Below are 15,486 nucleotides of genomic sequence, written 5' to 3'. Positions count from 1 at the left end.
GGAGATAGGAGCATGACGAAAATAATTTTTATGGGAACGCCGGCTTTTTCGGTGCCTGTTTTAAATGAAGTGGCGGATCAATATGAGGTGATTGCGGTTGTGACGCAGCCGGATCGTGCGGTGGGGCGTAAGCGTGTGTTGACGCCGCCACCAGTGAAGGAGGCAGCTGTGGCGCGAGGGATTCCTGTGTATCAACCGGAGAAGTTGCGGGACTCGGAGGAGCTTGCGACATTGATTGGTCTTGGTGCGGATTTGATCGTGACGGCGGCTTATGGGCAGATTTTGCCGAATGTGTTGTTGGAAGCGCCGAAACATGGCTGTATTAACGTGCACGCCTCGCTTCTGCCGGAATATCGTGGTGGTGCGCCGGTGCATTATGCGATTTTGGATGGGAAAACGGAGACGGGCGTTACGATTATGTACATGGTGGAGAAGCTGGACGCAGGCGATATGTTAGCGCGACGCAGCATTCCGATTACGGATGAGGATAATGTGGGAACGATGTTTGAGAAGCTGAGTGAGGTTGGTGCGTCGCTTTTGATGGACACATTGCCAGATCTTCTAGCTGGGAAAATTACACCGGAACCGCAAAATCCAGAAAACGTAACGTTTGCGCCGAATATTAAACGCGAGCAAGAAAAAATTGATTGGACACGAGATGGACGCGCGATTTTCAATCATATTCGCGGACTTTCGCCGTGGCCAGTGGCTTATACCACGCTTGACGGAAATAATTTTAAAATTTGGCAGGCACATTTGGAAGAAACGGATACCGTTTTACCAGCAGGACAAGTGGCGCGGACAACAAAACACGATTTTGCCATTGCAACAGGCGATAAAACCGTGATTGTTCCAGAAATCGTCCAACCAGCAGGAAAACAAAAAATGGCTGTGGCTGACTATATGGCGGGAGCCGGGCAGCAGTTAAATACAGAAACAAGGTTCGGTGACTTATGAAAAAACCAGAAACAGTGCGCGAAATTGCACTAGACTTAATTGAAAAAATCGAGAACAATCAATCATTTAGTCATCTACTAATCAATGACGCACTGAAAAAAAGCGACTTAAACCCAATGGACCGCGCGTTATTAACCGAGCTTGTTTACGGCACGACCCAACGCCGCATCACGCTTGATTTCTACTTAGCACCATTCTTGAAAAAAACACCGGAAAACTGGGTGCTTAATTTACTGCGCCTTTCCGTGTATCAATTAACTTTTTTAGACAAAGTACCAGAGCATGCCATTTTGCATGAAGCAGGCGAAATCGCGCGAGACCGCGGACACGAAGGCGTAACTAAGTTCGTCAACGGTGTTTTGCGTAATGTCATCCGTAAAGGTGTACCAAAAATCGAGGATATTACCGACGAAACAACACGCATCGCGGTCGAAACGAGTTTACCAACATGGCTTGCAAAACGCTGGATTGCACAATTTGGTGCTGAAAAAACACGCGAAATCGGGCTTTCTTTCATGGAAGCACCATCACAAAGCGTGCGTGTCAACGAAAACAAAGTGACCGTCGCCGAACTCCAAGCTGAACTTTCCGCACAAGGCATCGAAACCGAGCAAAATCCATACATTCCAGAAGCGCTCATGATGGAAAAAGGCTCCATCGCTGAAACGCAAGCCTATCATAACGGCCGTTGCACAATTCAAGACGAAAGCTCCATGCTCGTTGCTCACGCGCTGCAACTCGAAGACGGCTTACGTGTTCTAGACGCATGTTCCGCACCTGGCGGTAAAACAACGCATATCGGCGAAAAAATGCATAACACCGGCGAAATTATCGCATTAGACATTCATCCACACAAAACAAAACTCGTGAACAAAGCCGCGAAACGTCTCGACTTAACAAACATCACAACCGAAGTGCTAGACGCAAGAAAAGCGACCGAACAATTCGAAGCGGCGAGTTTTGACCGTGTTTTAGTAGATGCGCCGTGTTCTGGCTTTGGTGTTTTGCGCCGTAAACCGGACATTAAATATAGCAAAACCGAAGCAGATGTCGTGAATTTGGCACGAATTCAAGAAGCAATTTTAGCCGAGGTTAGCACTTTGCTTAAAGAAAATGGTATATTAGTATATAGCACGTGTACGATCGATCAACAGGAAAATCGTGGTGTTGTCGAAGCTTTCTTACAAACACATCCCGAATTCCAGTTAGAACGCGTACAACTTCCAGAGAAAATGCAAGCTTACGTAAAAGCAGATTACTTGGAATTAGTGCCAACTGACATTGGAAGTGATGGCTTTTTCATCGCATCGTTTCGTAAAAAAACGAATTAAATAAGCTATAGAATGGCTATTTCCACGCCTATTCTGGCATTTTGTGAGGTGTAATGCAGATGCATGCAGAATTTAGAACAGACAGAGGAAAAATAAGAAATCATAACGAAGACAACGGTGGTATTTTCGAGAACAAATTAGGAAATCCGCTCGTTATTGTCGCTGATGGCATGGGAGGACACCGCGCTGGGGACGTTGCAAGCGAAATGGCTGTGCGATTGCTTAGCGAAATGTGGCAAGAGGTTTCCGAGATGCAAACAGCGGCTCAAATCGAAGTTTGGTTTCGCGAGGCGATTCAAGCAGTCAATGCCGAAATCGTAGCCCACGCAAAACAAGAAGCTACATTACAAGGAATGGGTACGACGCTTGTTGCTGCCATTTTTTCAAATAGTCAAATCATCGTTGCGAACGTTGGCGATAGTCGTGGTTATTTAATGAAAAATGGTGTATTAGAACAGTTAACCGAAGATCACTCGCTTGTGAATGAACTCGTCCGCAAAGGCGAAATTTCAAAAGAAGCTGCGCAAAATCATCCGCGTAAAAACATTTTACTTCGCGCACTAGGCATTGAAGGCAACGTCGAAACCGATGTCTTTATTTTGCCATTTCAACCAAAAGACCAATTATTGCTTTGTTCTGACGGGCTTTCCAACATGTTGACCGAACAAGAAATCGAAGCTATTTTGACGAGCAAGCGAACGTTGGCAGAAAAGGCCGATATTTTCATCTCCAAAGCCAATGCGAACGGCGGAGAAGACAATATTACGGTCTTGCTTTTAGAGCGGAATTTAGGGGAGAAGGGTAGGGATGCATCATGATGATTGGCAAGCGAATAAATGACCGTTATAAAGTAGTCAGCGCAATCGGTGGCGGCGGAATGGCCAATGTTTTTCTTGCACATGACATGATTCTTGATCGCGACGTAGCGGTAAAAGTCTTACGCATTGATTTAGCGGACGAAAGCAACTTGATACGTCGTTTCCAGCGCGAAGCACAGTCGGCAACGAGCTTAGTGCATCCGAACATTGTTAGCATTTACGATGTAGGCGAGGAAAATGACTTGCACTACATCGTAATGGAATACGTAGAAGGAATGGATTTAAAGCAATACATCAATGAAAATCACCCAATCCCATTCGAAAAAGCTGTGGCTATTATGCTACAAATTGTATCGGCAGTATCTGTAGCACACAGTGCACATATCGTTCATCGCGATTTAAAACCGCAAAACATCTTAATTGATCATGATGGCGTAGTCAAAATTACGGATTTCGGTATCGCGATGGCACTTTCCGAAACATCGATTACACAAACAAACTCATTATTAGGTTCTGTGCATTATTTGTCACCAGAACAAGCACGCGGCGGAATGGCCACACAAAAATCAGACATCTATTCCCTCGGCATCGTCCTCTATGAATTGCTCACCGGAAAAGTCCCACATGACGGCGAATCAGCCGTTTCCATCGCTATCAAGCATTTACAAGCTAGCATTCCGTCAATTCGCGATCAGAACCCACAGATTCCACAAAGCTTGGAAAACATCGTGATTCGCGCGACAGCCAAAGATCCATTTTTGCGCTACCAAACCGCAGAAGAAATGGAAGCTGATTTAAAAACGGCGCTAAATCCAGAACGGCAAAACGAAGCAAAATACGTTTTTCCAATGGAAGATGGCGATACAAAAACCATTCCAATCATCGCAACGAAAAACGCGATGCAAAATTTAGATGAAACCGTCGTAGCTGCAGCGGCCGAAGAAAAACCAGCCGTTGAAGAAAAGCCGGTCAAAAAGAAAAAGAGCAACAAGAAGAAAATTTGGATTATCTCAGCGGTCGTTTTCCTTTTTGCGATTATTATCGTCGCATTATGGCTGATGGGTAGACCACCGGCAACCGTGAAGATTCCTAATGTTGCTAATGACACGAAAGAAACCGCCGTTCAGAAATTGCAAGATGCAGGCTTTGTCGTCGGAGAAACGTTCGAGAAAAACAGTGACAAGATTGACGAAGGAAACATCATCGAAACCGATCCAGAAATTGGCGCAGCAGAAGAAAAAGGTGCCACGGTTAACTTATACATCAGCATTGGCGCCAAGAAAATCACCGTTGAAGACTATACTGGTAAATCCTACGACAGCGTGAAGCAAGTATTAGATCAGCAAGGCTACAAAAAAGTCAGCTACACAGAAGAATATAGTGATAGCGTTGATTCAGGAACAATTATTTCGCAAGATCCAACAGCAGGAAGCGAAGTAGTCGCAGCAGATACCGAAATAAGTTTTACAGTAAGTAAAGGTCCGCAACCGATGACGCTAAAAGACTTGTCAGGCTTCAATCAAGTTGGCTTGGATGATTACGCTAGCTCAAATGGTATTGATATTACAGTAAGCAAAGAAGAATACTCGGATACCGTTGGCGCAGGTCAAGTTATCTCGCAAAATCCAAAAGCTGGCGCTTCGCTGAACAAAGGCGATAAAGTAGAAGTTGTCATGAGTAAAGGACCGAAAGAAAAAGAAGTGAAGACGGTGAAACGGACGATTAACATTCCGTACGAACCGGAAGATCCGAACGCAGATCCACTCGTACCACAGCATATTCAAATCTATATTCAAGACAAGAACAACAGCATGACAACGGCGTATAAAGAAATGGATATTACGAAAGACACGACAGAAACGCTAAGTTTTGACATTGAAGAAGGCACACAAGGCGGTTACAAAGTCGTTCGCGATAACACAGTAATTTTAGAAGAAACGATTGATTATCCAAATTCTTAAGAAATGAAGGTGACTTTTCTGGAAGGACAAATTATGAAGGCTTTAAGCGGTTTTTATTACGTATATTCAGATGGCAAAACCTATCAATGTCGGGCGCGAGGAAACTTTAGAAAACGCGGATTGACCCCGCTTGTTGGCGATCACGTCGAATTTCAGGCGGACAATTTAAAAGAAGGCTATGTGTTAGAACTTCTGCCCCGCAAAAATGCTTTAGTGCGCCCGCCAATTGCCAATGTGGACTTAGCATTGCTCGTGTTTTCTGCTGTCGAACCCGATTTTTCAACGAACTTAGCAGACCGATTTTTGGTGGCAATCGAATTAGAAGACGTTGAACCAGTCATTTGTATTAGCAAAATGGATTTGGCAGATGACGCCCGAAAAGCAGAGATAGAAGAATATAAGGCAATCTACGAAGAAGCAGGCTACCGTGTGTTATTAACGAATACCGAACTCGATAAAAACGCTATTTTTGACGTTATCGCTGGGAAAATTGCAGTGATCGCAGGCCAGTCAGGTGTTGGGAAATCGACCTTGCTAAACGCATTAAATCCGCAGTTAGACATTGAAACAGGCGTGATTTCGATGGTGTTGGGACGCGGAAAACATACGACGCGTCACGTGGAACTAATGACGATAGGTGATGGCTTTATCGCTGACACACCAGGCTTTAGCTCCATCGAAATGGACGAATTAACAACGGAAAACCTTCAATTTTGCTTTCCAGAAATCGACCGTCGCCGTGGCGAATGCAAATTCCGCGGCTGCAGTCATGAAAACGAACCGAAATGCGCCGTAAAAGACGCTGTGGAAGCAGGAGACATCGCCGCATTCCGCTATAAGCATTACTTGCAAATTTTAACAGAAGTAAAAAACAAAAAAGAGAGGTATTAATCATGGGAAAAATCGCTCCATCAATACTTAGCGCAGATTTTGCAAACCTTGCAGCAGATATTAAAGAAGTAGAAAGCTACGGCGCGGACTACATTCACGTAGACGTTATGGACGGTCATTTCGTACCAAACATCACATTCGGACCAAGCGTTGTCAAAGCAATCCGCCCAGTCACGAAATTACCACTAGACGTCCATCTAATGATTGAAAACCCAGACCGTTACATTCCAGACTTCGCAAAAGCGGGCGCCGACTATATTTCCGTACACGTTGAAGCATGCCCGCATTTGCATCGAACACTACAACTTATTCGTTCATTTGACGTCAAAGCGGGCGTTGTTTTAAACCCAGCGACGCCGATTGAAATGATTAAACACGTACTAGAAGAAGTCGACCTAATCCTATTTATGACCGTCAACCCAGGATTCGGCGGCCAAAGCTTCATCAAAGAAGTCCTACCAAAAATCGAAGCAACAAAAGCTATAATCGATGAGAAAAATCTCAACATCGAAATCGAAGTAGATGGCGGAGTAGATGATAAAACAGCCCCATTATGCGTCGCAGCAGGCGCCAATGTCTTCGTCGCGGGTTCTTATATTTATGGGAACAAAAACCGTGAGAAGGCAATGGACAAGCTAAGAGAAGTTGTTGGGGACTAATATAAAAGTAATAACGGCCAGTTTAGCCCTTTGTGCTCCAAAGGGTTGGCCGTTGTAAATTTGAAGTTACGCCACGACAATGCTTATTCACGATACACAAAGAAAGGAGCCACCCAATGAAAACGATACATATCATGGTCGGCGGACCTGAATCCGAACTTCCCGACATCACAACCTACGACAAAACCATTCCTTGGATTGGCGTAGACCGTGGTGCCATCCGCCTAATCGAACGAGGTATCACTCCAATCAGCGCGATGGGAGACTTCGATTCGCTATCCAAGACGGAACTCGAACACTTAAAAACCATCACAACCGTCACCGAATTTCCAGCCGAAAAAGACGAAACCGACACGGAAATAGGCCTTCAATGGGCGCTCAAACAGAACCCAGACACGATTCGTATTTTTGGCGCAACAGGAGGGCGGCTCGACCATTTACTCGCCAATTTAATGATGCTCATGCAGCCACGTTTTTTACCAGATATCGCGAAAATTGAACTCATCGATCGCTATAACTACATCAAAATGTACACCCCTGGCGAATATACCGTTTCGCGTCTGCCTGACAAGAAATACGTTGCGTTCACAACCATGGCGAATGTCGAAGGCTTAACTTTAACCGGTTTCAAATATCCTTTAACCAACGCAAAATACCCGTTTGGCGCAGCCTTGTCAAGCAATGAATTCATCGCAGAAACAGGCAATTTTTCATTCCAAACAGGTTTAATTTTATTTATTCAAAGTAACGACTAGAAGGAGATTTCAATGAAAGATAACAGTGTATTAATTGCAAAACGATCCAAAATAGCCTTAATCGTAACCATTATCGGTCTTGCTTTAGGCGTACTTGTCCAAATCCAGACATTCATCAACCTCGGCAAGAATGCAGACAACCCAATCCACGGCGCCATGATGAGTATGACGTATATCGGGATTTTCTTCATGCTAATCGCAATCATCGGTCTTATTTTTCTGATTCGTAAAAGTTACTACAAAGCAGGGTTAACCCTGACAATAACTGGAATTGCCTGCGCGATTTTTGTCAATCCGTTCCCTGGAATCGCGATTTTAGTCGGCGGTGTCATCACATCTAACGTGGACAAGCTTGAAAAGGGCGAACGCTAAATGACGAAAAAACTACTCATCACTTTTTCACTGTGTCTTATTTTTCTGTTAGGCGCATGTTCAACGGCACCAAATGGCCTCAATGATAACAAAAGTGCAAGCCCAGACAAACAAGCTGACGAACTTGCAACCAGCCTCATCCAAGATGTTTTTGCAAAAAAAGAACTGCCGCTAAAAGGGTCTAGTCTGCCGAAATACCAGAGCAGCTACCAAGACATTATCGACGGCAAAGACTATCTGTACGGCGCCTACTACCAAAAAGACAAGATTCACTACCTTTTCACATTCATCGACAAAGAGACTCCAGAAAAGTTAGAACTAACCCTCGAAAAAATCGATAACAGCTGGCAACTAACCGCGCTGAATCCATGGAAAACAAAAGGTACAGACCTAACCGAAAAAGATATTTACAACAAAATCGGCAAGGGAACAGGCGATAATATCCGCATTTTCAACCGTGGCGCAACATTTATGCGTATTTAGATTTAGGAGTTAATTCACATAAAATAAGCAGGCAATCGTGAGCCCTTTGCGGAGGAGACACGATTGCCTGCTTGTTTTGATTTATGAAGACAAGAAAAAATGCAGTTGCCCGAAGACACTGCATCCATTTTCTTATTAAACGCGTTCAACTTTACCAGATTTAAGCGCACGAGCAGAAACCCAAACTTTTTTAGGTTTGCCATTTACTAAAATACGAACCTTTTGCAAGTTTGCTTTCCAAGTACGTTTACTCGCATTCATCGCATGGGAACGTTTGTTACCAGAACGAGATTTACGGCCTGTAATTACACATTCTTTTGCCATCGTTATTTCCCTCCTTACAGAGCTACTTCAAAAAAGCTGCTTATCATCTATCGCATAAAAAATAGCTTTTTGTTTTTCATACACTACAATAATTTATCATAAACAAACCCCAATTGCAACCTCTTAAGCGAAAAACCTGCAAAGAATTTTTACTTGACAGCCCGAAAAGCCGAACACGCCCGTTAACTCCGACAAAAACTGGAGCGGCCGCAGTAAAAAGCCGCTCTTGCTTTTTATGGAGGCTGTGAAGTTTTCGAGGAGTTGGCGTGTGAGGCTGGACAACCCCGAAAAGCCGAACGGGCTCGCCCAGCTCCGACAAAAACTGGAGCAGGCGCAGTAAAAAGCTGCTCTTGCTTTTTATGGAGGCTGTGAAGTTTTCGAGGAGCTAGCCCGTGAGGCTAGACACCAAATTAGACGGGCTACCCAAGATGGAAAACTAGTCATAAGTAAAAACATGACGGTAGCCATGTCTCCAGAAAGTCCAAACCCAGCAAACAAGGAAAGCAGACACCTCCGCTAAAAAAAGCCCCCCGTCCAATCCTCCATTTATCCAAATCCCCGTCACCTCAACCCCAAAGGATTACATCCTCACTCCGTTCACATGCATATTGCAGCTCTAACTCAGTCAGGCATAGCGAACGTAAACGTTAGAAAAAAAATCCCCATTCCATTTCCTGCTAGTTCAAGTTTCCCGTCACCTACCAACCAAAGGATTACATACTCGCTCTCGCTCCTATGCATATTGAGACTCTAATTCAGCAAACAAGCAAGCATGCGTCCCCACTAAAAAAGCTCTCCGTCCAATCCTCCATTTATCCAAATTCCCCGTCATCTCAACCCAAAGGATTACATCCTCGCTCCGCTCACATGCATATTGCAGCTCTAACTCAGTCCGAGCACTTCGTAAGTGCTGCAACAAACTCCTTCCCAACCCCCCATTAATATAGTAGAATAGAGAAGTACAGCAATGTAAGTATAATTTTAATAGCAAACTAAAGCGCTCGTTTTTCGCGAAGCACTTTTACCAACCTTACTTAATTAAGGAGGAACTATAAAGATGACAATTGAAATGGAAACAAAACTTGGCAAAATTGACATTACGACAGATGTAATCGCCACACTCGCAGGCGGGGCAGCGGAAGAGAATTTTGGTATTGTAGGCATGGCGAGTCAGCACCAAATTCGCGACGGCTTGACCGATATTTTACGCCGCGAGAACTATACGAAAGGTGTTATTGTTCGTCAAGAAGACGACGGTTTGAATATTGATATGTATATTATCGTCGGTTTTGGCACTAAAATCTCAGAAGTTGCGCATAACGTACAAGAGCGCGTGAAGTATACATTAGAAAAAACGTTGGGCATCACAGTGGATTCTGTGAATATCTATGTCCAGGGTGTCCGTGTGACGAACGAAGCATAAGGAGGATACGTAATCGTGGTGATGTATCAGTTAAATGGAGAGAAATTAGCGGCAATGATCGCAGCAGGAGCAGAAAACTTAGCAAAAAATGCTGACTTTGTCGATTCATTAAATGTATTTCCGGTGCCAGATGGCGATACGGGAACAAATATGAATTTATCAATGACAAGCGGTGCCCAAGAAGTTGGACGTAATAGTTTAACAACGGTAGGTACTGTCGGGGCAAGTCTAGCTAAAGGTTTACTTATGGGGGCACGTGGTAACTCGGGCGTTATTTTATCCCAACTGTTTCGCGGTTTTTCAAAAGCCATTGAAGGTAAAACAGAACTAAATACAAAAGAATTCGCTGCAGCATTCACAGCAGGCGTTGAGACGGCTTATAAAGCGGTTATGAAACCAGTCGAAGGCACCATTCTGACTGTTGCGCGTGAAGCAGCCAAAGCAGGGGCTATCGCGGCAAACGAATCCGAAGACATCGAGTTTGTGATGCAACAAATTTTAGAAAAAGGTAAAATCGTCCTTGCAAAAACGCAAGAAATGCTACCAGTTCTAAAAGAAGTTGGCGTTGTTGATAGCGGTGGGCAAGGTTTAATCATTATTTACGAAGGATTCTACGCAGCGTTAACTGGAAAAGAAGAAGGCATGACGAACTACACAGCGTCCATGGGCGAACTTATCAACGCAGAACATCATCGTCACGTCCAAGATTTCATGTCAACAGAAGACATTGTTTACGGCTATTGTACAGAAATCATGGTGCAAATTAACGAAAACAAGACAGGTCAAAAGAAATTTAACGAAGAACAGTTCCGCGACGACCTTGCCGAAATGGGCGACTCCTTACTAGTCGTTGCCGATGACGAAGTAGCCAAAGTACATGTGCATACCGAGTACCCAGGAAAAGTCTTGAACTACGGCCAACAATACGGAAGCCTAATCAAACTAAAAATCGAAAACATGCGCGAACAGCATCGCGAAGTCGTTAAAGATAAACCAGAAGAAGTCTCTGAAAAAGCGCCATACGGCATTGTGACTGTTTCCGTCGGCGATGGCATCAAACGTTTATTCGAAAGCGTTGGCGCAACAGTCGTACTTTCCGGTGGACAAACGATGAATCCGAGCACAGAAGATATCGTGAAGGCGATCGAATCCGCAAACGCCGAACAAGTTTTTGTTTTACCAAATAACAAAAACATCCAAATGGCAGCGGATCAAGCAGCACTAATTCTGGGCGACGATAAAGTGAAAATCATTCCAACAAAAACGATTCCTCAAGGTTTGGCGGCATTACTTGTTTTCCAAGCAGAAGAATCATTTGAAAATAACGCGAACGAAATGATTGCAGCTATCCAAGACGTATCAAGCGGTCAAGTAACAACAGCCGTACGCGATACAACCGTAGAAGGCGTAACAATCAAAAAAGACGACTACATCGGTATCGTAGAGGGCGATATTAAAATCAGCAATCCAAGCTTAGAAGCAACAACGGTAGCTACACTAACAAAAATGGTGGATGACTACAGCGAAATCGTGACATTGCTTTATGGAGCGGATGTCACAGAAGCAGACGCAGAAAAAATTGCCGAAGAAGTATCGAATCAATTCCCAGATATCGAATTCGAAATTCATTCTGGCGGACAACCTGTTTACCCGTATATTTTTTCAGTAGAATAAAGTGTTGCGGCGTGGCAAACTAACAATTATCGCGCCGTACATTTCATTTTTTAGTTATTATAGACATAGCAATAAAGAGCGTTTTATGAAATCATGAAGGGGCGAGGCATGATGAAATTTAATAGTGTATTTGATATTATTGGACCGGTAATGATTGGACCTTCAAGTTCTCACACAGCCGGAGCTTGTCGGATTGGAGCCGTTGCGCGTAGTGTGTTTAATGAAATGCCGATGCAAGTGGACATTCATTTGTACGGTTCTTTTGCCAAGACGTATAAAGGTCACGGAACAGATGTCGCTTTAATTGGCGGCTTGCTTGGTTTTGAAACAGATGACGAGCGGATGCCTGATGCGATGAAGCTTGCCGAAGAATGGGGAATGCATATTAATTTCATTGAGGAAGTAGAAGAAGCTTCCCACCCCAACACGGTAAAACTTGTACTGAAAAACGGTATGCAACAAACGACATTAGTCGGCGCATCCATCGGTGGTGGCAAAATTGAAATTGTGCGTCTTAACGAATTTGAGTTAGAGTTTACAGGAATGTCACCGGCCGTTTTAGTTTTGCATAAAGACCGGTTTGGCGCGATTGCTGCTGTATCAGGCATTTTTGCGAAACATGAAATTAATATTGGTCAAATGAAAGTGTCTCGCAAAGTAAAAGGTGACGAAGCCTTAATGGTTCTGGAAGTCGATCAGCGTGTTGAACAGTCGGTTTTGGATGAAATTAAGCAGTTGCCAGACATTTATCAAGTGGCGAGTTTTGTTTTATAGAAAAGTGGTGCGGTTATGCTCCATTTTTCTTGTATGTAACATGAGAAGTAGGAGGTAATAAAATGTTCCACACAGTTGCAGAATTAATTGACATCGCGAATCGCGAAAGTAAGCCGATTTCGGAAATCATGATTGAGCGCGAAATGCATGTTACTGGAAGTTCGCGGGAAACTATTTTGGAAGTAATGGATCGTAATTTAACAGTGATGGAAGAGGCGATTAAGCGCGGGGAAGATGGCGTGGAATCAACGACTGGCCTTACTGGCGGAGATGCGGTTTTAATGCGTGACTATATCGCAAAAGGAAACATGCTTTCTGGTGAAGTGATTCTAGATGCTGTAGCGAAAGCCATTGCTACAAACGAAGTAAATGCCGCGATGGGTGTCATTTGCGCGACGCCAACTGCTGGTAGTGCGGGTGTTGTTCCTGGTGTTTTATATGCGGTGAAAGACCGTTTAGACATGTCTCGTGAAGCGATGTTGCGCTTCTTATTCACAGCAGGCGCATTCGGTTTTGTTGTTGCCAATAAAGCGTTTATTTCTGGGGCAGCAGGTGGTTGCCAAGCGGAAATTGGTTCTGCTAGCGCGATGGCATCAGCGGCCATTGTAGAAGCAGCAGGAGGCACACCAGAACAATCGGCCGAAGCGATGGCAATGACGATGAAAAATATGTTAGGTCTTGTATGCGATCCAGTTGCTGGTCTCGTGGAAGTCCCTTGCGTCAAACGTAACGCGCTAGGAGCTTCACAGGCGATGATTTCAGCAGATATGGCATTAGCAGGCATAAAAAGTAGAATTCCATGTGATGAAGTAATAGAGGCGATGTACCGCGTTGGGTTACAAATGCCTAGTTCATTGCGTGAAACTGGCGAAGGGGGTCTAGCGGCAACACCTACTGGTAGGGCAGTACAAAGAAAGATCTTTGGTTTGTCGCCGCAAGAAGAACGTGAAGAATCTGAATGAAATTCCAGTCACTGATGTTAAAGGCGTCGGTGCTGAAACCGCGAAAACATTAAAAGAATTAGATATAGAGACAGTTGCCGATTTACTTTTTAATTTCCCGTATCGATATGAAGATTATCGCTTGCGGGATTTGTCCGAAGTAGCGCATGAAGAACGGGTGACGGTGCAAGGAGAAGTCCTGACCGAGCCTACTTTAGCCTATTACGGAAGAAAGAAATCCAAGCTGTCTTTTCGCGTTGCCTCCGGTCATCAAGTCGTCAAAGTCGATTTTTTTAACCAACCATACATAAAAGGAAAATTGGCAGTTGGCGACGAAGTAACTATTTCTGGGAAATGGGATAAAGGCCGCGCCCAAATTACAGCTAGCAAATACAAAAAAGGCCACCAAACCGCAGAAGAAGCACTAGAAGGCGTATACCGTCTCAAAGGCACCATCCGCAATAAAACACTTCTTAAATTCACCGTCGCGGCATTCGATACATACGGCGATGACATCGTTGAAATTTTGCCAGAAAAATGGTTGCAAAAATACCAACTGATTTCGCGCAAAGAAGCCGTCCAGTTCTTACACTTTCCAAAAAACCCAGAAGATCTGAAACAAGCACGGCGTCGCATGGTGTACGAAGAATTCCTGCTATTCCAACTCAAGATGCAGCTATTCCGAAAAATTGAACGCGAGCGCTCAGGTGGCGTCTCAATCGACTACGACGTGAATGATCTGCGTCACTACATCGAAAGCCTGCCATTCCCGCTAACCGACGCACAAAAACGCGTAGTCAACGAAATATGCGGCGACATGAAATCGCATTTCCATATGAATCGGCTATTACAAGGCGACGTTGGATCAGGAAAAACCGTCGTGGCCTCCATCGCACTATACGCAGCAGCCAAAAGCGGCTTCCAAGGCGCCTTGATGGTCCCGACCGAAATCCTAGCCGAGCAGCACGCCAACTCGCTTGTCGACTTACTCCAACCATTCGATGTCACCGTCGGATTGCTTACCAGTAGCGTCAAAGGAAAACGCCGTCGCGAAATGCTAGCCCTTCTTGCAGACGGGCAAATCGATGTCCTCGTCGGCACACACGCCCTCATTCAAGAAGAAGTCGTGTTTCAAAAGCTCGGCCTCGTCATCACCGACGAACAACACCGCTTCGGCGTCGAACAACGTCGCGTGTTACGAGAAAAAGGCACCTATCCAGACGTCCTTTTCATGACAGCCACACCGATTCCGCGGACACTTGCCATCACTGCTTTTGGCGAAATGGACGTGTCTATCATTGATGAATTGCCGGCTGGGCGTAAACAAATCGAGACGTACTGGGTGAAACACCAAATGTTAGACCGCGTCATCGGTTTCATCGAACAAGAAATCCTAAAAGGACGACAAGCCTACGTTATTTGCCCGCTCATCGAAGAATCAGAAAAACTAGATGTCCAAAACGCCATCGATGTCTACAATATTCTAAACGGCAAATGGAACGGCAAACACTCCGCGGGCCTCATGCACGGCAAATTGTTACCCGCAGATAAAGACCAAATTATGCGTGACTTCAACGACCACAAAATCGATTGTCTCGTCTCCACAACCGTTGTAGAAGTTGGCGTAAATGTGCCAAATGCGACCATGATGGTTATTTATGACGCGGATCGTTTCGGTTTAGCACAACTGCACCAACTTCGCGGCCGTGTCGGGCGTGGCGCCGAACAATCTTACTGCGTCCTCATCGCTGATCCGAAAACAGAAGTCGGTAAAGAACGCATGACCATTATGACCGAGACCAATGACGGCTTCGTTGTTAGCGAGCGCGATTTAGAATTGCGTGGCCCAGGTGACTTTTTCGGCAAAAAACAAAGCGGTATCCCAGAATTCAAAGTGGCCGACATGGTGCACGATTACCGCGTGTTAGAAATCGCAAGGCAAGACGCTGTCGACATCATTTACCACGAAGGCTTCCTAGAAACAGAAGAATACGCTCCATTACGCGCTTTTTTAGAAGCAAATGGCGTTTTTGGCGAACAGAAATTAGACTAACCACAGCCGTATAACTTGCATATTGTTAGCATTTTTTATATATTACTCTTAGTATCTGGTATTAAAACAA

Annotated in this window: 15 protein-coding genes; 14 read left to right on the top strand and 1 reads right to left on the bottom strand. The window is 44.6% G+C overall.

Going from position 1 to position 15,486, the window contains the following annotated elements:
- Positions 1 to 12 precede the first annotated feature (12 nt).
- The 9 genes from fmt (at position 13) to EP57_RS07765 (ending at position 8,227) form a co-directional block, all read left to right on the top strand.
- Positions 13 to 957 (top strand): methionyl-tRNA formyltransferase, encoded by a 945-nt coding sequence (gene fmt, locus EP57_RS07805; RefSeq protein ID WP_036085646.1) that lies wholly within the window; start codon positions 13 to 15, stop codon positions 955 to 957.
- Positions 954 to 2,288: a 16S rRNA (cytosine(967)-C(5))-methyltransferase RsmB gene (gene rsmB, locus EP57_RS07800; protein WP_036085645.1), complete on the top strand. Its 1,335-nt coding sequence runs from the start codon at positions 954 to 956 to the stop codon at positions 2,286 to 2,288. Before fmt ends, rsmB begins: the two co-directional genes overlap by 4 nt.
- Positions 2,289 to 2,347: 59 nt before the next feature.
- A complete protein-coding gene (locus tag EP57_RS07795) occupies positions 2,348 to 3,106 on the top strand; it encodes a Stp1/IreP family PP2C-type Ser/Thr phosphatase (RefSeq protein ID WP_036085643.1) in 759 nt (252 codons plus the stop codon).
- Positions 3,103 to 5,067, top strand: a complete 1,965-nt coding sequence (gene pknB / locus EP57_RS07790; protein WP_036085642.1) for a Stk1 family PASTA domain-containing Ser/Thr kinase — start codon at positions 3,103 to 3,105, stop codon at positions 5,065 to 5,067. The genes EP57_RS07795 and pknB overlap by 4 nt, the downstream gene beginning before the upstream one ends.
- Positions 5,068 to 5,070: 3 nt before the next feature.
- Positions 5,071 to 5,958 (top strand): ribosome small subunit-dependent GTPase A, encoded by an 888-nt coding sequence (rsgA, locus tag EP57_RS07785; protein WP_036085641.1) that lies wholly within the window; start codon positions 5,071 to 5,073, stop codon positions 5,956 to 5,958.
- Between the two features lie 2 nt (positions 5,959 to 5,960).
- On the top strand, positions 5,961 to 6,617 hold the full coding sequence (gene rpe / locus EP57_RS07780; protein WP_036085639.1) for a ribulose-phosphate 3-epimerase: 657 nt from the start codon (positions 5,961 to 5,963) through the stop codon (positions 6,615 to 6,617).
- A 116-nt stretch (positions 6,618 to 6,733) separates the two neighbouring features.
- Entirely contained in the window at positions 6,734 to 7,372 is a 639-nt protein-coding gene (locus EP57_RS07775; protein ID WP_036085638.1) for a thiamine diphosphokinase, read from the top strand.
- A 12-nt stretch (positions 7,373 to 7,384) separates the two neighbouring features.
- Entirely contained in the window at positions 7,385 to 7,744 is a 360-nt protein-coding gene (locus EP57_RS07770) for a hypothetical protein (RefSeq protein ID WP_036085636.1), read from the top strand.
- A complete protein-coding gene (locus EP57_RS07765; protein WP_036085633.1) occupies positions 7,745 to 8,227 on the top strand; it encodes a hypothetical protein in 483 nt (160 codons plus the stop codon).
- 135 nt (positions 8,228 to 8,362) lie between these two features.
- Here EP57_RS07765 and rpmB read toward each other — a convergent pair whose 3' ends face one another.
- Positions 8,363 to 8,551 (bottom strand): 50S ribosomal protein L28, encoded by a 189-nt coding sequence (gene rpmB, locus EP57_RS07760; protein WP_036085631.1) that lies wholly within the window; start codon positions 8,549 to 8,551, stop codon positions 8,363 to 8,365.
- Between the two features lie 1,057 nt (positions 8,552 to 9,608).
- Between rpmB and EP57_RS07750 the strand changes: the two genes are divergently transcribed.
- The 5 genes from EP57_RS07750 to recG all read left to right on the top strand — a co-directional run bounded on the left by EP57_RS07750 (position 9,609) and on the right by recG (position 15,416).
- Entirely contained in the window at positions 9,609 to 9,974 is a 366-nt protein-coding gene (locus tag EP57_RS07750) for an Asp23/Gls24 family envelope stress response protein (protein ID WP_036069692.1), read from the top strand.
- 15 nt (positions 9,975 to 9,989) lie between these two features.
- Positions 9,990 to 11,648, top strand: coding sequence for a DAK2 domain-containing protein (locus EP57_RS07745; protein WP_036085629.1), 1,659 nt, complete (start codon positions 9,990 to 9,992; stop codon positions 11,646 to 11,648).
- Between the two features lie 111 nt (positions 11,649 to 11,759).
- Positions 11,760 to 12,422 (top strand): L-serine ammonia-lyase, iron-sulfur-dependent subunit beta, encoded by a 663-nt coding sequence (sdaAB, locus tag EP57_RS07740; protein WP_036085698.1) that lies wholly within the window; start codon positions 11,760 to 11,762, stop codon positions 12,420 to 12,422.
- A gap of 62 nt (positions 12,423 to 12,484) precedes the next feature.
- Positions 12,485 to 13,384, top strand: coding sequence for an L-serine ammonia-lyase, iron-sulfur-dependent, subunit alpha (gene sdaAA / locus EP57_RS07735; protein WP_036085627.1), 900 nt, complete (start codon positions 12,485 to 12,487; stop codon positions 13,382 to 13,384).
- The gene (gene recG / locus EP57_RS07730) at positions 13,368 to 15,416 is read left to right on the top strand and encodes an ATP-dependent DNA helicase RecG (protein WP_036085626.1); all 2,049 of its coding nucleotides are present in this window, start codon (positions 13,368 to 13,370) and stop codon (positions 15,414 to 15,416) included. The genes sdaAA and recG overlap by 17 nt, the downstream gene beginning before the upstream one ends.
- The last annotated feature ends 70 nt before the right edge of the window (positions 15,417 to 15,486 follow it).

It is taken from the genome of Listeria booriae, assembly GCF_000766865.1.
Lineage (GTDB): Bacteria > Bacillota > Bacilli > Lactobacillales > Listeriaceae > Listeria_A > Listeria_A booriae.
The sequence above is the reverse complement of the archived record's forward strand: the minus strand, read 5'-3'. Positions and strand labels throughout refer to the sequence as shown.